We start from the raw sequence: 18,919 nt of genomic DNA on the forward strand, positions 1-18,919 counted from the left end.
CGTTCCCTTAACCGGCCCCGACAGTTGGGCGGACGAACCTGGGAACAGTTGGGGAGTGGTGTGAATGGGGGACGGCTCTGGCGGCATCAGCACAGCCACCATCCATGCGTTGATGGTGGCTGAACGGACGCGATATGCCGCAACCCACCCAGATGCGGCGGCCCGTGTCGGTACGGGAGTTCCTGGTTTTTATCAGGGAGTGCCGATGCATTGGATGCGGGACTGGCCCATGCCATTCCCGTTTCTGGTGGCCAACGCGCAAGGGGCGACACTTACCGATACCGACGGTCATGTGCTGGCCGACTTTTGTCTCGGCGATACTGGCTCGATGTTCGGGCACTCGCCGGAACCGGTGCGCGACGCCATCATCGCCCAGGCCGGGCGGGGCCTGACCTACATGTTGCCCACCGATGATGCCATCGCCGTCGGGCGCCTGCTGACCGAGCGCTTCGGGCTGCCACATTGGCAGGTGGCCACAACCGCCACAGACGCCAACCGTTTTGCCCTGCGTGTTGCACGAGCGGTGACCGGTCGCGGGAAAATTCTGGTCTTCAATGGCTGTTACCACGGTACCGTCGATGAGACATTCGTCCGGCTGATCGATGGTGCCACGGTTCATCGACCCGGCCTTCTTGGGCAGTACACTGACCTGACCGCGCAGACGCGGGTGGTGGAATTCAACGATATTCCGGCCCTTGAAGCGGCGCTCTCCGATGGGCAGGTGGCTTGTGTCATTACCGAACCCGTCCTGACAAATTGCTGCATGGTCTTGCCCGATCCGGGCTTTCATGCGGCCCTGCGCCGCCTGACCCGTCAGAGCGGAACCCTGCTGCTCATCGACGAAACCCACACAATCTCTACCGGCCCTGGCGGGTACACCACCGCATACGGGCTGGAACCGGATATGTTTGTGCTTGGCAAACCGGTGGCGGGCGGGGTGCCGGCCAGCATCTGGGGCTTCAGCGATGATGTTGCGCTGCGGTTGGATTCTGTGCGCGCCCGAACGCCCGCTGGCCATTCCGGCATGGGGACCACCCTGTCGGCCAACGCCCTGGCCCTGGCCTGCATGCGGGCGACACTGGAACAGGTGATGGCACCGGAGGCCTATGCCCACATGGAGCGGCTTTCGGCTCGTCTGGAGGCCGGCCTGTCACAGGTCATCACCAGCATCGGCCTGCCGTGGCATGTGGTGCGGGTGGGGGCGCGGGTGGAGTTCATCTGTGCACCCGGACCTCTGCGTAATGGAACCCAGGCCGAGGCAGCCCATGCCGGGCCGTTGGAACAGGCAATCCACCTGGCCTTGTTGAATCGGGGCATCCTGATCGCCCCCTTTCACAACATGATGCTGGTCTGTCCCTTGACCACCCAGGCCCAGGTCGATGCACTGATCGCCGCCTTTGCCGACGTTGCCGGCATTCTGGCGCAGGGAAAGTTGGGGGCCCCATGAACAGGCAGATCGCCGACTGGTCAGAGGCGCAGGGCTTCCTGGCCGCACACCCGGAGGTAGAAGCCGTGGATATCGTCCTGACTGATGCCAATGGCATCGGGCGGGGTAAGATCATCCGGCGGCATGAGTTGGAAAGCCTGTACCGGAACGGCCGCCATCTCCCCTCGTCCATCCTGGGCCTGGATGTGACCGGCGAGGATGTGGAGGAAACGGGTCTCGTCTGGTCGGTTGGAGACGCCGACCTGCGCGCCTGGCCAATCGCTGGCACCCTGGTGCTGCTGCCCTGGACCCGGCCGCTGCGGGCCCAGGTTCTGCTCGGACTTTATCATCTGGACGGTCGTCCGCATGGGGCGGATCCGCGCCATGCCCTGACCCGACAGTTGGAAATGCTGTCTGCGGCGGGGCATACGCCTGCCGGTGCTTTTGAACTGGAATTCTACCTTCTCGATGCAGCAGCGGGACCAGATGACAAACCGCGACCGGCGGCGATGGCACTGGATGGACGGCGGCATGGTCAGGTGCAGGTCTATGGTCTGGATGATCTGGACGGCATGCAGCCGTTTTTTGGCCCCGTCTATGAGGCGGCAAAGGCACAGGGTTTACCGCTGGAAACGCTGATCTCCGAATATGCGCCAGGACAGTACGAACTGACCCTTCACTACCGCAACGATCTGCTGCGCGCCGCCGATGATCTGGTCATGCTGAAACGGCTGGTCAGAGCATTGGCGCGGCGCCAGGGAATGACGGCCTGTTTCATGGCCAAACCCTTGGCGGGACAAGCCGGATCCGGCATGCATCTACATATTTCCCTCAATGACAGGGCGGGCCACAACCAATTTGCGGAACTGGCAGGGACAGAGGCCCCTAACCCTCTGCTGCGTCAGGCAATTGGTGGGCTGGTCGCCACTATGGGGGATGGCATGCTGGTCTTTGCGCCCCATGCCAATTCCTGGCGCCGGTTTGTGACGAAACTCTATGCACCGGTACAGCCAACCTGGGGGATCAATGACCGGTCGGTCGCCCTGCGCATCCCGGCAGGCGCGGCGCAGGCCCGTCGGCTCGAACATCGGCCGTCCGGGGTGGATGCCAATCCCTATCTTGTGGCCACAACCGTTCTGGCTGGGATACGGTACGGGATCACCCATGGCATTGATCCAGGACCGGCCGCCCAAGGGCAGGGATTTACGCAGCAGACAGCATTTGCCCGGAAGATGCCGGCAGACTGGCGCGCCGCCATCGCGCAAGCCGCAGAGTCCGACTTCCTGAAATCAGCCCTTGGCGACGAGTTGCACACGGCGTTCCTGGCAATCAAACGTGCTGAACTTCTGCGTGTGGCGGAAACCATCCCGGATACGGACTACAAATTGTATCTTCATCACGTCTGACAATCTCAATGGGATTGCTTTTTCTACTGACGCTGATGAATAGTGAAGGCCTTCCACGGATCGCCTTCACAGATGCGCTGTTTGCCCTACCTGTGCCTGCTGCTGTTGGCCCCGATCTGCCGGGCCGATACGCCGCCGACCGATCAGCCCACCGCCTTTCTGACCACCATCGGATCGGGTTGGACGGCAATGGAAATGCCCGCCGATGGGGTGCCTGCGACCAGTTTCGGTGTTCGCCCCGTCCGGGCCCTGCTGACCACCCTTCGCCAGGGCGAGGACGGTCTGGTTGCCGACTTTGCCTTGGAAATGCTGGCCCAGCAGCGGCACATGCCTTCGCTGGTCCTGGACAGCCGTGGCCATGGCGACAGTATCACTGGCCGGCTGGACAGCCTTTTATTAGGTGGCCAAATCGGCAAGGTAGAACTGTCCGCTGGTATTGGCCAGGATTGGCGCGGGCACCTGCGGCCCGTCTTGAATGTCCGTGCTCCGTTCCGGCTGCCTCTGTTGCGTGATGTTTGGATATCCGGTGGCATGGGGGGGCCCGATGGGCCGCTGCTGGAAGCAGGATGGGCGGTTCGGGGGTCTGGGTCTTTTGCGACCCTGGGCTGGCGCCGCGACCGGGGTCTGATCGGCCGGGCCGGCATCCAGTTTGACGGTAAGGCCCTGGCGGAGCCTTGGTTTCGCCGGTCACGACGGCCTGATGGCGGGCGCTTCACCGATATCGGACTCGACCAGTCACCTGGTATGGCCTTGCGGGCCGCCTTGCTGGAGACCGGCTCACCACCGCCGGCCCGGATCACGGTGTCGAGCCATCGGTTGGGCCTGCCCGGTGTGGCAGCCAGTGTCGCCGGCAGCGACCTTGATGCCCTGAGCCGCCACCGGATCAGCCCGGCCGAAATCCGCCGCAACAGTCAGTTCCAGCGGGCCCCGACACCCGAGAGCCTGTCCCACCGGTGGGAAATGCAGGCGGATGTCTTTAACGAGTTCGAACCCGGGCCACGTGGCTCCCCCTGGTCCAGCCGCACATCTGTCGGGGGCCGATTGCATCTGTTGCCCTTTGTCGGCGTGATCTTAACAGCCGAAGGACGGATAGCCATGGCCAGCAATATCGGCTGGCCCCGGCGGGAACCACCATCGGCGGGGCGCGACGATGCCGCCCTTTATCTGTACCGCCGATACAGCCTGGATCGGGTGCAGGTAACCTTTGTCCGCGCCCTGTCCCCGTCTGTAGACCTGCTGGTGGAGACCGGACATCTGGACCCGATGTATGGCGGCGGCGGAGTTGAGCTTCGCTACCAGCCCTGGCGTGCGCGCTGGTCGGTCGGGACGGTCCTCCACCAGGTGTGGAAACGTCCACCGCGGGTGCAGACGCTCTATCGTGGGACCGGCCAACTGACCGGATTTCTCACCGGTGAGTGGGAAGGGCAGGATGGCGGCACCCGCAGCAACCTCTCCTTGGGACGTTATCTGGCCGGCGACTGGGGCGCGACCTATGCTTTGTCGCGGCAGTTCGGAACCGGCGTCACTTGGGCGATCGACGCCACCGTCACAACCGGCAGCAGCCGGATCGGCTTGACCTTAACCCTGCCCCTGATCGGTTTTGGCCAACATGTGGACACCGTGGCGCGCGTCCGGGTACGCCCGATGGCGCGGGAAAATGCCGAAAGGCTGGATCGCACGCTGACCCTTTCCGACCTGCGGTTTGCCGCCGGATATGGCCGTGTCGTCCGGGACTGGGACCATGGCATGGGGCGGGTACGGTAGGGCTGGCATCACGCGGCCTTACGGTAAATCAGGCCTTCATGGTGGGGACCGGACAGGATCGGCAGGGTGATAACCGCATCCAACCCGCCCCCTGGACGGTTATGCAGGCGGATATCCCCGCCATGTCCATGCACCACGGACCGCGCGATGGAAAGGCCCAACCCAACACCTCCGGTACGGCGATTGCGCGACGATTCCAAGCGCACAAACGGCTCGAATACCCGCTCCAAATCGTTTTCCGGAATCCCCGGCCCGTCATCAGCGACCAGTATAACTGCTTCCGTTCCATCAGTACGGATGGAAACCCGCGCGGTGCCTCCATAGGCCAGGGCATTTTCGATCAGGTTACGAATGGCCCGGCGCATTGATCCTGTGCGGCAGATCAGAGGCAGCCGGTCAGCGGCACTGAAGCTCACAGGATGGCCAGTATCCGCAAAATCGTCACAGACACTTTCCACAAGCGTGGAGAGGTCGGCACGCACGGCTTCCTCCCCCAACTCGTCGCGGGTAAAAGACAAGGTGGCCTCTACCGTGGCCCGCAACTCGTCCAGTGTCTCCAGCATGCGGGTCTTTGTCTCCCCCTCATCCAGCAACTCCACACGCAGGCGCAGATTGGTGATGGGGGTGCGCAGATCATGGGAGATGGCCGCCAGGATGCGAGTCCGGTCATCCACGAACCGACGGATGCGGGCACCCATGGCGTTAAAGGCGTGGGCCGCACGGCGCACCTCTTCGGGCCCACGTTCAGCCTCCAGTGTCGGGACCGCTTCCCCGCGACCCAACCGATCGGCCCGGTCGGCCAGATCCCGCAATGGGCGCGACAATCGGCGGGAGATGTAGAAACTGGCCAGGGCCACCATCAGGATGGAAGTCAGCATCGTCCAGGTCGATGTGCTGCTCCACACCGTCGGCTGTATGGTGCGGCGGTTCACGGCATTGAGCCACTGACCATCCGGCAGCCGCACCGAAAACTTCATCCCCATTTCCACCGGTTCAATCGCGGCCCAAGGGTTGTGGAACCAGGAAGGTTCAGCATTCTCGGCCTTGTTCCACATCTTGAACAAAACGGCACTGCGCGGCAGGTCCAGCAGGTCCATCAGTCGGTCACGGGCTGCAATTGCCTGCGGATCGGTCAGCACCAAATCAGGGGAAAGCAGGGGTTTGTCATCAACGGAATAGCGGGTTTCGCGCGCCCGGATGCCACTTAATGTCTTCTGGCGCAGTTCTCGGGGCAGGATGCCCATGATGCGGCTGGTATTGGCAATGCGGGGCAGCATCTCCTCCACATGCGTGCGGCGCACCGTGGCAGCTTTGTCATCCAGCGATGCTGTCCAACTGCCCAGCTTGGCCACCAGCATGGCGCCAATCAACAGCGCCACCATGTGGGTAAACAGGCTGCGCGGCTGCCGCAGCAAAGCCGTCAGCCCTTTCATGCCGCCTTGACCTCAGTCGCCAAGCAGTAGCCGCCACCCCAGACTGTCTTGATCAAAGTAGGATTGCGAGGATCGGGCTCGATCTTGCGGCGCAGGCGGCTGACCTGGTTGTCGATGGATCGGTCGAAAACATCGGCCTCCCGCCCCTTGGTCAGGTCCAGCAGTTGTTCGCGGGTCAGGACCATGTTGGGATGGCGCACAAAGGCTTCCAGCAACGAGAATTCGGCGGTGGACAGCGACACAACGACCCCGTCCGCGCCCAACAATTCACGCCGGTTCAGGTCCAGCAGCCAGCCATCGAACGTCAGACGGCTTTCATCGGCCTTTCGGCGTATCCCTGTCACGGGCAGGCTGTGGCTACGGCGGAGGACCGCGCGGATACGGGCCAGCAATTCCCGTGGTTCAAACGGTTTGGTGACGTAATCATCAGCCCCCATCTCCAGCCCGACGATGCGATCGGTGGCCTCACCAATCGCGGTGAGGAAGATGACAGGCGTATCCATGCTCTCACGGATATGGCGGAACAGGCTGAGCCCATCCTCACCGGGCATCATGACGTCCAGGACAATCAGATCAGCGGCGCAGGCGCGCAGCCGCCGCCGCGCCACCGCCGCATCCTCTGCCGCTGTCACCCGCATCCCATGTTTTTCCAGGAAGCGGGTCAGGGTTTCGCGGATATCGCGGTGGTCATCGACCAGAAGGATATGGGGGTTCTCGGTAGCCTGCATCGGTACTTGATCAAATGATTTGCCTGCCCCTCAACATGGCATGCGTTGATAGTCACGGGAAGGCGTGACTGCGTCTCAAATTGTATCGGTTTGTGGCACCTTGCAGTCTTGACCTTGTGGTGTCGCGCGCAAAAAATGCCGCGTCGACCTCACACCGGAAATTGTCGCCCATGTCCGCAAAGGCAACACCCGCCATCAACGCCCTGAAAAAGGCCGGTGTTGCGTATCGGCTGCTGGAATATGAATACGATCCCGACGCAGATGCGATCGGTATGGCTGCCGCAGCCGCCTTGGGTGTCGATCCGGCATTGTTGTTCAAAACACTGGTGGCCGATGTCGAGGGGGTTGGATTGGTCTGTACCGTCATCCCGTCTCCTGCCCGGCTTGACCTGAAAGCTCTGGCCGTTGCGGCGGGCGGAAAGAGGGCGGCCCTGGCCGACCCGAAGGTGGCCGAAAGGGTCTCGGGCTACGTCATCGGCGGTATCAGCCCGCTTGGCATGCGCAAACGCCTGCCAACGCTGATTGATGCCAGTGCCGCCGACCTGATCGAAATGATCATGAACGGCGGACGGCGAGGCCTTCAGATCGCGGCCGCACCCGCCGATGTGCTACGCGCAACAGACGGGACGCTGGCGCCGATCACTGTTCTCAACTAGCAACAGCTTGATAAAGAACGGAGATCATGGCATCGTCCCTGAGTAATCATTCATCCGCCATAAGCGCTGGCACCGGACTTCCGCTTCCACAGCGAATGGATAGGTATCGCCCACACCCGAAGTGAATATACATTTTGAAACGACAATGATCGCCAGCGATCATGAGAGGTGGGGCGAGCATGACGGCCAGCATCGATACCCAGCCGCCGGACCCACAAGCGTCAGGCGATGACGCCTTTGCCAATCCCTGCGGTCTGCTGTCGGACGAAATTTTGCGTCTGCACGCGCTGGACCGTTATCACATTCTGGACAGCCAGCCGGAACCGCAATTCGATCGTATTGTTGCCCTGGCCAAACGCATCCTCAAGGTGCCGATCGCCCTGATTTCGTTGGTGGATCAAGAACGGCAATGGTTCAAGGCCCGCGAAGGACTATCAGTAGCGGAAACGCCGAGGTCACTGGCCTTCTGCGACCATGCCATCCGGCGGCGGACCGTGATGGTGGTGGAGGATGCGCGCGTAGACCCAAGATTCCAGGACAATCCACTGGTGACCGGAGAGCCGGGAATTCGCTTTTATGCTGGCGCCCCGCTGGTCACCCGCGATGGCCAGGCCCTAGGCACCATCTGTGTGATCGACCGCGTGCCCGGCAGCCTTGACGCAGAGCAACAGGCAACGCTGGCCGATCTGGCCGCCATCGTCATGGACGAGTTGGAGCTACGGCTGGCCAACCGTGAATTATCAGTGCTGGCGCAGACCGACCCGCTGACCGGTGCGCTGAACCGACGCACGTTCTTTTCGCTGGCGGAACGGGAAATCGGGCGGCAGCAGCGGATCGGTTCCGATCTTGCCGTTCTGGTGCTGGATATCGACCATTTCAAAAAGATCAACGATACCTATGGCCATAATACCGGCGATCAGGTCCTGGCGCAGTTCGCTGCCCAAATCAGCCAGTGCATTCGTGTACAAGATGTCTTCGCCCGCCTGGGAGGCGAGGAATTTGGCCTGATACTGCCGGACACCAACGCACATCAGGCGGCTGAGACGGCGGAGCGTCTGCGCCGCAGTGTCGAGCAGACACCCATCCATACCGATTCCGGTTCACCAAGTATCACGGTCAGCATCGGCGGTTCTGTGGTGTTACCCGGAGACACCAGTATAGAGCCGGTCCTGCGCCGCGCGGATGTCGCCTTGTACCGGGCCAAAAACTGCGGGCGTAACCGGGTGATCGCCGCCTGACCCGTCAGGATTGCGACCAGCCGCCGCCAAGAGCGCGGTACATCGACACCGCCGCCTGCAACTCTGCCAGCCGCACCTGCGTTAACTGATCCTGCGCTGACAGGAGTGAACGCTGTGCATCCAACAGGGTCAGAAGATCGGTTGCCCCCTCCCGGTAGCGTGTTTCGGCCAGACGGAACAGTTCGCGCGCCAGACGCACCGCCTCTTCCTGTAACTGCCGCTGGCGTTCGGTATTGCGCGCGGCAGAAAGGGCCGTCTCCACATCGGCAAAGCCGGTCAGAATGGCCTTGCGGTAGGTTTCCACCAATTCCACGCGGCGCGCCTCGGCCACATCCACCTGGGCACTGCGGCGCCCCCCATCAAACAGGCTTTGCGCCAAAGACAAGCCGGCATTGGCAACCGCAGTGGGAGCGTTGACCAGTCCAGACAGCCCCCCCGCGGCCAACGAACCGGAAAGATTGAGTGTGGCTGACGGATAAAGAGCCGCCCGTGCAGCCACGATATCAGCGCCCGCCCCTTCCAACTGCCGGGCCGCTGCCTTCAGATCGGGACGGCGTTCCAGCAGGTCGGCCGGGGTGCCGACGCCAGTGGCTGGCAGGCCCAGCCCGCCCAACCCTGTGGCTCCCAGGGACAAATCACCGGGGCCGCGGCCTAACAGGACAGCAAGGGCATTGGTCGCCGACAGTTCCTGCTGTCGAAGGGCCGGCAGGGCTGCCTGCTGGCTGGTCAGAGCGGTTTTTTGTTGCGCAACCTCCAGCGCGGTGGCGGCGCCATTGCGATAACGGGCCTCGACCACCGCCATCACCCGTTCGGCCAGCCCCAGATTCTCCTCAGCGCTGCGAATGCGATCGCGCAGCGACAGGACCTGGAAATAGGTATTGGCGATGGTTGAGGTGACGGTCAGGGCCACCGTCTCCTGGTCCAGCCGGCTGATGATGGCACTGACCGCCGCGCTGTCAGCGGCGGCACGGTTTGCGCCCCAGAAATCCAGTTCATAACTGGCACTGACACCAGCGCTGGCATTGGTCCGGCCGGAACGGCCACCGGCACCGGCGGCATCCGTTTCCTGGCGGCTGAGACCTGCGGAAGCGCCAAAGTTCGGCAAAAGATCGGCCCCCGCCGCGCGGGCACGGGCATCAGCCTGCAACAACCGGGCGGCGGCAGCCGCCAGATCGGGATTGGCTTTACGGGCGTCCGACAGCAGCGCCACCAGTTCAGCCGACCCGAAACCGCCCCACCAGTCGGCGGATGGCCATGGGGTGGCATTGCTGTCAGCCGCTGCCTGCTGCCAGACAGACGGGGGGGTAACGGGGCTGGCGCTGTGGCCATAGTCACCCTGGGCACAGCCACTCAGGATGGTACCGGACAGCAGCAGCGACAGGATCAGGTGCTGGGATCTGACGATCATTCGGGGACATCATCCGGAAAAGAGGTCAATCGGCGGCCAGCGCCACAACAGGGTCCAGCAACGCCGCCCGACGGGCTGGCGTGTAGCCGAAGATCAGGCCGGTGGCGAAGGCGCAGGAGAAGGCCAGGAGCATGGGCGGTAAGGTCAGTTGGATATCGACCTTGAACAATGTGAGGAACAGAGAAATGCCGATGCCCAACACCACGCCGATGACGCCGCCCAGCGCCGATACCAGCAGTGCTTCCAGCAGGAATTGCTGCATCACATGGCGGGCGCGGGCGCCGGTCGCCATACGGATACCGATCTCCCGTGTCCGTTCAGTTACGTTGACCAACATGATGTTCATCACGCCGATCCCCCCCACCAGCAGCGAGATGGCAGCGATGGAGCCCAGAAGGATGGTCATGGTCTCTCGCATGGCCGACAAGGTGTCGATGAAGGAGGCAGTGTTGCGGATCTGGAAATCCTCTGCCTGATGCCGGGCGATCAGCAGGCTGGTGATCATGGCCTGCGTCTCATCTATCACGGCCAGATCATCGACCAGGACCGTAATTGTCCGCAGGTCACGACGCCCGAACAGGCGGTAAGAACCGGTGGTCAATGGGACAAAGACGACATCATCCTGGTCCTGGCCACCGGGGTTCGCCCCTTTGGGCGCCATGACACCAACGATCTGAAAGGGGACATTGCGCAGCAGAATGTAGCGACCGACAGGGTCCTGACCGGGAAACAGATTATTGGCAACGGTCTGACCGATTACGGCGACCGGTGCATATTGCCCCAATGCCTCCTGGTCAAAGAACGTACCAGATGCCAGATCCCAGGCCCGGGCGGCCTGCACATCGGGTGTGGTTGCCGTGATCTGGGTCTGGTAGTCCAGGTTGCCGGCCCGCACCGTCATATTGCCGGAAAATTCAGGAACGGCGACCACCACATTCGGCACTCTGGCGATGGCCGCCGCATCATCCGGCACCAATGTCGCAACCCCGTTGGCATTGCGCTGGCCAGGCGCACCAGGCCGAATCACCAACAAATTGGTGCCCATGGCGCTGATCCGTTCCACCATGGCCTGTTGCGAGCCATTGCCCACAGCCAGCATGGTGACGACCGACGCCACACCGATGACGATGCCCAACAGGGTCAGTATGGTGCGATAGAGATTGGCCGACAGGGCACGCCGGGCCATACGGAACGCCTCCAGCAACTCCTTCGCTGTCCAGCCTGTGTCCTGGCCCGGTTCAGGGACAAGGATGGTGCGGGCAGCCACTGGCGGTGGGGCCGTTTGGGCCAGCGCGCGGGGTGTCGGCCCGTCGGCCACAATCTGCCCATCCTTGATTTCGACCAGACGGCGGGCGTTGTTGGCCACATCGCGGTCATGGGTGATCAGGATGACGGTGTGGCCCTTGGATGCCAGATCGGACAGCAGGCGCATCACCTCTTCACCACTGCGGCTGTCAAGTGCGCCGGTGGGCTCGTCGGCCAGAATGACCTGACCGCCATTGACCAGGGCACGGGCGATGGACACGCGCTGCTGCTGTCCACCGGAAAGCTGGTTGGGCTTGTGGTCCATTCGTTCTGACAGGCCCAGCGCGCTCAGCAGTTCCTCCGCGCGGTCGCGCCGCGCCTCCCGGCCCAGCCCGGCGTAAATCGCCGGCACTTCCACATTCTCCACGGCCGTGGACATCGAAATCAGGTTGTAGGATTGGAAGACAAAGCCGAACGCTTCCCGGCGCAGCAAAGCCAGCATGTCGCGATCAAAAGTCGAGACATCCCGCCCATCGAACAGGTATTGGCCCGTTGTTGGCCGGTCGAGACAGCCCAATATGTTCATCAGGGTCGATTTACCCGACCCCGACTGGCCCATGATGGCCACAAATTCCCCAGGATGGATCTTCAGCGAGATGCCTTTCAGCACCTGGACTGCCATTTCTCCGGTGGAGTAGGTCTTGGTGATATCGACCAGTTCGATGAGGGGAGAGGCGTCGCCCCGGCTGTGTGGCGTGCTCATAGCATCCCCGGGGGCCGCATGCGCTGCATGTTCTGCTGCTGCTGTTGCTGCTGAACCTTCAACTGGCCGGCGGAGGGTTTGCGGCCCACGACCACAAGGTCGCCCTCATTCAGGCCCGACAGAACCGCCGCATAGACCCGGTCGCTGACGCCAATCATAATACGTCGTTCCTCCACCGTACCATCAGGCTTCAACACCTGGACCATGCGGGGGCGTTCGCGCTGGCCGGCAGGATCAGCCGGCGGCGCACCAGCGGACGTCGCCCCATCGCGGCGACGACGCTCCCCTTCGACACCGGCTTGCGGCGGACCACCAGCCTGCTGCGGGCCACCGGCTTGGCGCGCGGCCGGACGCTGAAACGCCGCGACGGGAACCCGCAGCACATTGTCGGCCGCGGCGACGACAAAGAAGGTCTGCGCCGTCATCTGCGTCATCAGAGCGCCGCCAGTATTCTCCACATCGAACAAGGCATTATAGAGAACAACGTTGTTCACCACCTCAGGTGTCGGATTGATCTTCGCCAATGTACCGCGCCACTGCCGATCGGGGCGACCCAGGGTGGTGAAATAGGCTGGCATGCCGATACGAAGACGCGAAACATCGGCTTCGGACACCTGGGTGGTCACCGTCATCACGGCAAGATCGGCGATCCGCAGGATGATGGGGGCTGACTGGTTGGCGTTCAGCGTCTGACCCTGCTTGGCATTCTGTGACACCACGGTCCCCGACATCGGGGCAAAGATCTTGGTGTAGCCCAAATTGGCCTCGTCGCCGCGCAGGGTGGAGGTTGTCTGACGGATCTGGGCATTCACCGCCTTCACCGCTGCCTCTGCGGCGCGCAGTGTCTTCTCAGCGTTCTGGAAGGCATCCTCGCTGGTTGCATTCTCCGCCAGCAGGTTCTTCTGTCGGGTGAATTGCTGTTGCGCCAGGGCCAGTTCCGCCTGCCGCTGGGTCAGTTGCGCCCCCAGATTTTCAAGCTGGGCGCGATTGGCCTCGACACGGGTCAGATAGACGGTCGGGTCGATTTCCGCCAGCAGGTCGCCTTGATTGACTTGCTGACCGATCTCTACATGCACTTTGCGCAACTGCCCCGACACTTGGGTGCCGACATCGACAAAGTCGCGCGGTTGCAAATTACCAACAGCCGTCACGCTGTCTTCAATATTGCCGCGATCAGCCGCCGCAGTCAGATAATCGGCTGCGCCTTCCCCGTTTCCGCCGCTACCCGCTTGCCACCAGTAGACACCGGTGGCAATAGCCAGCGCAACCACCCCGATCAGGATGTTTCGGAGGCGGAACAGGCTTGGTTTCCGGCGACCGCCCGGCGGCTTGCTATGGGCCTTGGTCGTGACTTGCGCAGCAGGTTGCATCATCGCTTCTTTGGCAGGACTGGTTTCGTAACCTCTTATACGCTGCCCTGCGGCAGACCCTGCGGCAAAAAATGTTTAATTTTTTGGTCACGAGCCAATGAAGACCCTGCTGGTCAGCGCATTGCTGCAATGCGTGCGGTTCCATCATAAACAGGGGCATGGTCAGAAAACTGTCAGCATCGGCCGCTATGGTTGATGACGATATCTGTGACAAACAGTGACTGACATGCATATTGCCCTCTTCCTCCACGCGCTCAGCACCGGGGGCGCGCAGCGCCGGACGGCGATGTTGGCTAATGGGCTGGCCGCGCGCGGTCATGATGTCGATCTGATCACAGCCACCGCTGGCGGACCGCAGGCCGGGCTTGTCGCCGCCAACGTGAATATCATCGCCTTGGCCGCTAACTCTGCCAGTGATGTCGCGACTGGGGGTGTAAGGGCCGGTGAACTTCTTTCGGCCATCCGACCACTCGCCCGCTATATCCAGCAGCAGCGCCCGGCGATGCTGGTGGCCATGGCCAATCACGCCGTTCCACCAGCCGTCATGGCCCATTTGCTCGCACGGCAAAAGGCGACACGTCTGGTTCTGCGTGCCAGTAACCATCTATCCCGCAACCGGACCGGTGGGCCTTCCTTGCGCCGTATGGCCGAGAGTTGGCTGTGGCAGCGTGCTGACGGAGTCCTGGCGGTGTCGGACGATGTGGCACGGGATGTTGCACGCCTGACCGGCCGGAGGGCGGATCGCATCATTTCAGTGCCCAGTCCCATTTTGCCCGACAGCCTGTCCTTGCCCGTCCGATCCCTTCATCCGGATGGCGCCCCGGCAGAGATCCTGGCCATGGGCCGTTTTGTTCGCCAGAAAGGTTTCGATACCTTGCTGCGGGCCTTTGCCCTGCTGCTGGAACGCCGTCCAGCCCACCTGACCCTGGCAGGCGATGGTCCCGATGCAGCGAGCCTGAAGGCCTTGTGCCGGGATCTTCGTATTCAACAGCATGTAAGCTTTCCCGGTCTGGTGAAAGACCCGTTTACGCGCATGGCGGCGGCGGATCTGTTTGTGCTGTCGTCACGCTGGGAAGGGATGCCGGGCGTGCTGGTGGAAGCGATGGCCATGGGCTGCCCCGTGGTCTCAACCGACTGCCCCGGCGGTTCGCGCGAATTGCTGCGCCATGGTGCGCTGGGTCCGCTGGTGCCGGTCGATGATGCCGCCGCATTGGCCGACGGGATGGACGCAGCCCTGTCCCATCCGGTGGCGTCCACGGTCCTACGTGAACGGGTGCGTGGTTTCACGGTGGCTGGCGCGACCGCAGCCTATGAACAGGCGCTGCTGGCCCTGGCAGGACGCCCGTCGAGCTTCCCCAACCAGCCACAGCCCACCCCCCCGCGTCTGGCAGCCTAAGGGTGGATCAGAACCGGTTGGTCCTCGCCTATTGGCTGTTTCTGGGATTGCTGCTGACCGGTTTTGTGCTGGGGCGCGGCTATAATCATGATGAGGAACAGTTCCTGGCCGCCGCCGTACTGGCCATGGATCAGGTGCCGTACCGCGACTTTCTCTATCTGCAACCGCCGGCCTATCCGGCTCTCCTGTCCGGTCTGTTCCGACTGCTGGGTCTGACGGAGGGCTTTTTCCTGGTTGCGCGGCTGGCCAATCTGGGTTTCACGCTGGCTGCGCTGGCCGCCCTCTGGTGCTTTGCGCGCCGGCAGGCGGTGGCCCCGTGGCCGGCATTGGCCGTCACCTTGCTGTTCGCCACCTGCACCGCAATCCAGCCCGCCATCGACAGCATGCGCAACGACATGGCGCCTTGCGCCCTGGCGCTGTGGGCGGTTGTCCTGCTTCTGTGGGAGGGGCAGCGCGAACGGCCGCGACAGGCCATGACGGTACTGGCGGGTCTGCTGCTGGCGGGGGCGGTGGGCATGAAACTGTCCTATGTATTCGCGCCTTGCCTGCTGATCCTCTGGTCGCTCTGGCAACGGCGCACACTGTTGCCCGGCTTGATTGCTGGCGGGTCTTTGGGCGGATTGTTGCTGCTTCCCTGGCCGGTCGCCGGGTGGGATGGTTTTTTGGAGGGTGTGTTTACCTATCACCGTGTCACACCGGCCCTGTGGCATGCGGAAGCCGGTCTAGGCAGTTGGTTCGAGATGGAATATCTGGCGGAGTTCCTGAATCGGCGGGTCTTCACCGATGCCGTGCTGGCGGGCCTGCTGTTCCTGGTAACCGCCTGGGTACTGGGCCGGCGGGATGCGGCAGTGAAGGCGGTGTTGCGGGACCGGCAGATGGGTTTGCTGGCCGCGCTGATGCTGGGGGCGCTGGTTTTCGGGCTGCTGCCGCGCCCGCCCTATATCCAGTATTTCATGCCCTTTGCCGCCTTCACCCTGCTGGCCATGGCGGCGGCTTGGCCGGCCCTGGAAAGTGTGGGGCGGATGCGAGCGGCCCTGCTGACGGCAGTGGTGCTGCTGGGCGCCCTGCCCGGCACGCTGGTCCTGCTGGCCAACGCACCCCGGCTGTTGCAGCCGGAAAAATGGATGGTCAGCCGTATTACCGAAGCGGGGAACGGCATACGGGCGGCCATGCAGGCAGCCAATGTGACTGCCGGCCCCGTCGCCACCCTGTCGCCCATTCCGGTGCTGGAGGTCGGGTTGAGCATCTATCCCGAGCTGTCAACGGGCCCCTTCTTCTACCGCACCGCCGACCGGTTGAGCGCGGAAAGCCTGCAAGCGTTAAACGCAGTGGGACGGCGGGACCTCCCCGCGCTGCTGGCAGCAAAGCCGCCGGCGGCCATCCTGATCGGACGGGAAGGCCTGGCGCTGGAACAGCCGCTGCTGGACTACGCCATGACACACGGGTTTGTGGAAAGACCCGTGCCCGGCCTGCGGGGAATGCGGCTGTTTATCGCCGCCCCCCGCTAACCGCCGGGTTTAGTCTTTAGCGTCCGGTTCCGCCGTCGGCGGCACTTCCTGCAAAATGGCCGCCGCTTCGGCCAGTTCCTTGTAGCGGCGGGCAGAGAAGGGGATGGAAATGATATAGGCCAGCCCCACCACCGACAGCGTCATCCAGGGGGCGCTGACCAAGGCAGCGGCGATGGCCCCCACGCCCAGCAGCACGAAAACGACATAGCGCTGCGGGATGCGCAGCCCCTTCATGGAGAAGGTGGGGACGGCGCTGATCATCAGGCCGGCCACCGCCACCGTCCAGGGGGCGACGATCCAGGGGCTGTCGAACCATCCCGGACCTGCCTCCAGCGTCGCGATCAGCGGTAACAGCGCCAGGAACGCCCCGGCCGGGGCCGGAACCCCCGTAAAGTAATTATAGGCAAAAGCCGGCTTTTCCGCCGCCGCCCCCAGCATGGTGTTGAACCGCGCCAGACGCAGGGCCGCACACACACCCATGAGCAAAGCCGCCATCCAGCCCAGCGTTCGGGCATCGTCCAGCGACCATAGATAAAGGATCATGGCCGGGGCCACGCCGAAGCTCACCACATCGGACAGGCTGTCCAGTTCCTCGCCGAACTTGCTCTGGGCGTTCAGCATGCGGGCGATACGCCCGTCCAGCATGTCGAAGACAGCGGCCACGGCGATGGCAATCACCGCTTCCTGCCACTTGCCCTCCATGGCGAATCGGATCGCCGTCATGCCCGATGCCAGATTGAGCATCGTCAGCATGTTGGGCAGCAGCTTGTTGATGGACAGGCCCTTCAGGCGCGGCGGCCGCAACCGCCGGACCCGGTGCCGATGGTGACCCGCGCGGGGCGGGTTCTCCTCGGACGACATCAGCGGACCTCACCCTCGCGCTGTTCCTCGCTGCTGTTCAGATCGGCCAGAACGGTTTCACCGGCGATCATCTTCTGACCCACAACAACCTGCGGATGGACGCCGTCGGGCAAATAGATATCGCAGCGGCTGCCAAAACGGATCAGACCATAACGTTCGCCAGCCTTCAACGACTGACCCGCCGTCACCCACCAGATGATGCGGCGGGCCACCAGCCCGGCAATCTGCACAAAGGCGATCTCGCGTCCATCGGGCAATCCCAAGCGAATGGACATCCGTTCATTCTCTTCGCTGGCCTTGTCCAGGTCGGCGTTCAGGAACTTGCCGGGCTTGTACTCCGCCGCCTTGATGACACCATCGGCAGGGCAGCGGTTCACATGCACGTCAAAAACGTTCAGGAACACAGAGATACGGGTCAGCTTCTCCTCCCCCATGCCCAGTTCGGGCGGCGGGGCGACCTTGGTGATCAAGGTGACACGCCCATCGGCGGGCGACACCACAAGGCCGGGTTTGGTCGGCGTCACCCGGTCGGGATCGCGGAAGAAATAGACGCACCAGGCGGTCAGGACCAACCCGATCCAGCCCAACGCCGGGGACCAGGTGGCCAGCAGGGCCGAGACCACGGCGAACAGCGCGATAAAAGGCCAGCCGGCCTTGTTGATCGGGACGATGACGGTTTTCAGCGCGGACATATCTTTCGCGGCTACCCGCTAATGGTGGACCCAAGACACCCATACTAGACAGTCGGGACCCGGATTTGAAGCGCCATGGTCAAGCCCTTGGAACAGGTCCACTTTTCCCAACGATGGAGGTAGGCCGGCGGATGTATTGACCCGTATCGACGGGCGGGCGACTATCACCCCGGTTGCATTGCGATGGGAGTTTTACGCTTGTCGATCCGCCTTGCCCCGCTGGCCGCCCTTTGCACCCTTCTGCTGCTGGCCGGATGCGGCACGACCAAGCCGACGGCCCTGGTGGAGCGACCGCCCGATGCCCGCTTCGTTGCCAATCTGCCCGAGGGTCCCATCACCCCGCCCGCAGAGCCGGCAGAAGCAGCAGCGGCGCTGGCCGGCGCGGAGGCTGCGTCCAAGTCGAGAAGTGACGCCGCCACGCAACTGTCGGCGTGGCAGAAGGCGGCGGAGGCCGGCAGTCCGGAAGGCAAGTACCACTACGCCACGCTGCTGTCCTTTGCTGCCGCTGGGCCAGACAAGGTGGGTGACGGATTTGACATGCTGCTGGACCTCGCCAAGAAGGGCCATGGACAGGCGGCCATGTCGCTCTGGCGGCTGTCGAAAATGTCCCGGTCGGGCAATCTGAACCAGCACGCGCCCTATTGGTTCAACATTGCCCGCCGGTCAGGCGATGCCATGGCCCTGGAGGTCTATGGTAAGCTTCTGGCCGATCTCCGCGGCACCGGTGAACTACCTCCCGGCACAGGCACCGGCGATTATTTCGATAGCGCTATGACCTTCACTCAGCCGCTGGCCGGCAGCCATGAGGGTGTGCCGCTGGAATACAAGGTCATGGCGGTACTCTACCCGGGCTGGAAGCGGGTAACGCAGGCGCTTCACATGGACAAGGAAGGTAAGGATTACGATGTGCTGGAACTGGAGAATGTCGACGGGCAGCGGGTGAAGCTGTATTTCGACATTACGGGGTGGATGACGCGGCAGTAAGTGCCCTGGCCTTGCAGCCAACCACCCGCTATAGCATCGGC

At 63.0% G+C, this 18,919-nt stretch carries 15 protein-coding genes; 8 read left to right on the plus strand and 7 right to left on the minus strand.

The genetic code is table 11. The features are described from left to right. Window positions 1-64: 64 nt before the first annotated feature. The 3 genes from CHU95_RS20515 to CHU95_RS20525 all read left to right on the plus strand — a co-directional run bounded on the left by CHU95_RS20515 (window position 65) and on the right by CHU95_RS20525 (window position 4,596). Entirely contained in the window at window positions 65-1,447 is a 1,383-nt protein-coding gene (locus tag CHU95_RS20515) for an aspartate aminotransferase family protein (RefSeq protein ID WP_094458212.1), read from the plus strand. Then, window positions 1,444-2,832 carry a glutamine synthetase family protein gene (locus CHU95_RS20520; RefSeq protein WP_094458213.1) on the plus strand — a complete coding sequence of 463 codons (1,389 nt, stop codon included), beginning with the start codon at window positions 1,444-1,446 and terminating at the stop codon, window positions 2,830-2,832. Before CHU95_RS20515 ends, CHU95_RS20520 begins: the two co-directional genes overlap by 4 nt. 72 nt (window positions 2,833-2,904) lie before the next feature. After that, window positions 2,905-4,596, plus strand: coding sequence for a YjbH domain-containing protein (locus CHU95_RS20525; protein ID WP_094458214.1), 1,692 nt, complete (start codon window positions 2,905-2,907; stop codon window positions 4,594-4,596). A gap of 8 nt (window positions 4,597-4,604) precedes the next feature. Here the strand turns inward: CHU95_RS20525 and CHU95_RS20530 are convergent, their stop codons facing one another. Then, the gene (locus CHU95_RS20530) at window positions 4,605-6,029 is read right to left on the minus strand and encodes an ATP-binding protein (RefSeq protein ID WP_094458215.1); all 1,425 of its coding nucleotides are present in this window, start codon (window positions 6,027-6,029) and stop codon (window positions 4,605-4,607) included. Then, on the minus strand, window positions 6,026-6,757 hold the full coding sequence (locus CHU95_RS20535) for a response regulator (RefSeq protein WP_094458216.1): 732 nt from the start codon (window positions 6,755-6,757) through the stop codon (window positions 6,026-6,028). The genes CHU95_RS20530 and CHU95_RS20535 overlap by 4 nt, the downstream gene beginning before the upstream one ends. Before the next feature lie 170 nt (window positions 6,758-6,927). Between CHU95_RS20535 and ybaK the strand changes: the two genes are divergently transcribed. Then, on the plus strand, window positions 6,928-7,413 hold the full coding sequence (gene ybaK, locus CHU95_RS20540; protein WP_094458217.1) for a Cys-tRNA(Pro) deacylase: 486 nt from the start codon (window positions 6,928-6,930) through the stop codon (window positions 7,411-7,413). Window positions 7,414-7,592: 179 nt separating this feature from the next. Next, on the plus strand, window positions 7,593-8,651 hold the full coding sequence (locus CHU95_RS20545) for a GGDEF domain-containing protein (RefSeq protein WP_094458218.1): 1,059 nt from the start codon (window positions 7,593-7,595) through the stop codon (window positions 8,649-8,651). A gap of 4 nt (window positions 8,652-8,655) precedes the next feature. Here CHU95_RS20545 and CHU95_RS20550 read toward each other — a convergent pair whose 3' ends face one another. From CHU95_RS20550 to CHU95_RS20560, 3 genes are read right to left on the minus strand one after another with little or no spacing between them, the layout of a single operon-like run. Next, entirely contained in the window at window positions 8,656-10,059 is a 1,404-nt protein-coding gene (locus tag CHU95_RS20550) for an efflux transporter outer membrane subunit (RefSeq protein WP_094458219.1), read from the minus strand. A 25-nt stretch (window positions 10,060-10,084) separates the two neighbouring features. Then, the gene (locus CHU95_RS20555; protein WP_094458220.1) at window positions 10,085-12,067 is read right to left on the minus strand and encodes a MacB family efflux pump subunit; all 1,983 of its coding nucleotides are present in this window, start codon (window positions 12,065-12,067) and stop codon (window positions 10,085-10,087) included. After that, window positions 12,064-13,440, minus strand: coding sequence for an efflux RND transporter periplasmic adaptor subunit (locus CHU95_RS20560; protein ID WP_207762566.1), 1,377 nt, complete (start codon window positions 13,438-13,440; stop codon window positions 12,064-12,066). Before CHU95_RS20560 ends, CHU95_RS20555 begins: the two co-directional genes overlap by 4 nt. 223 nt (window positions 13,441-13,663) lie before the next feature. Between CHU95_RS20560 and CHU95_RS20565 the strand changes: the two genes are divergently transcribed. Continuing rightward, on the plus strand, window positions 13,664-14,833 hold the full coding sequence (locus CHU95_RS20565; protein WP_094458222.1) for a glycosyltransferase: 1,170 nt from the start codon (window positions 13,664-13,666) through the stop codon (window positions 14,831-14,833). A 2-nt stretch (window positions 14,834-14,835) separates the two neighbouring features. Beyond that, window positions 14,836-16,341 carry a hypothetical protein gene (locus tag CHU95_RS20570; RefSeq protein WP_094458223.1) on the plus strand — a complete coding sequence of 502 codons (1,506 nt, stop codon included), beginning with the start codon at window positions 14,836-14,838 and terminating at the stop codon, window positions 16,339-16,341. Window positions 16,342-16,350: 9 nt separating this feature from the next. Here CHU95_RS20570 and pssA read toward each other — a convergent pair whose 3' ends face one another. Both pssA and CHU95_RS20580 read right to left on the minus strand, forming a co-directional pair. Then, window positions 16,351-17,202 carry a CDP-diacylglycerol--serine O-phosphatidyltransferase gene (gene pssA / locus CHU95_RS20575; protein ID WP_094458224.1) on the minus strand — a complete coding sequence of 284 codons (852 nt, stop codon included), beginning with the start codon at window positions 17,200-17,202 and terminating at the stop codon, window positions 16,351-16,353. Continuing rightward, window positions 17,202-17,894, minus strand: a complete 693-nt coding sequence (locus tag CHU95_RS20580; RefSeq protein ID WP_094458225.1) for a phosphatidylserine decarboxylase — start codon at window positions 17,892-17,894, stop codon at window positions 17,202-17,204. Before CHU95_RS20580 ends, pssA begins: the two co-directional genes overlap by 1 nt. 198 nt (window positions 17,895-18,092) lie before the next feature. Here CHU95_RS20580 and CHU95_RS20585 point away from each other — a divergent pair, with 198 nt between their 5' ends. Then, on the plus strand, window positions 18,093-18,878 hold the full coding sequence (locus CHU95_RS20585) for an SEL1-like repeat protein (protein ID WP_094458226.1): 786 nt from the start codon (window positions 18,093-18,095) through the stop codon (window positions 18,876-18,878). Window positions 18,879-18,919 lie beyond the last annotated feature (41 nt).

The sequence above is a fragment of the Niveispirillum lacus genome (assembly GCF_002251795.1).
In the GTDB taxonomy this organism is placed as follows: domain Bacteria; phylum Pseudomonadota; class Alphaproteobacteria; order Azospirillales; family Azospirillaceae; genus Niveispirillum; species Niveispirillum lacus.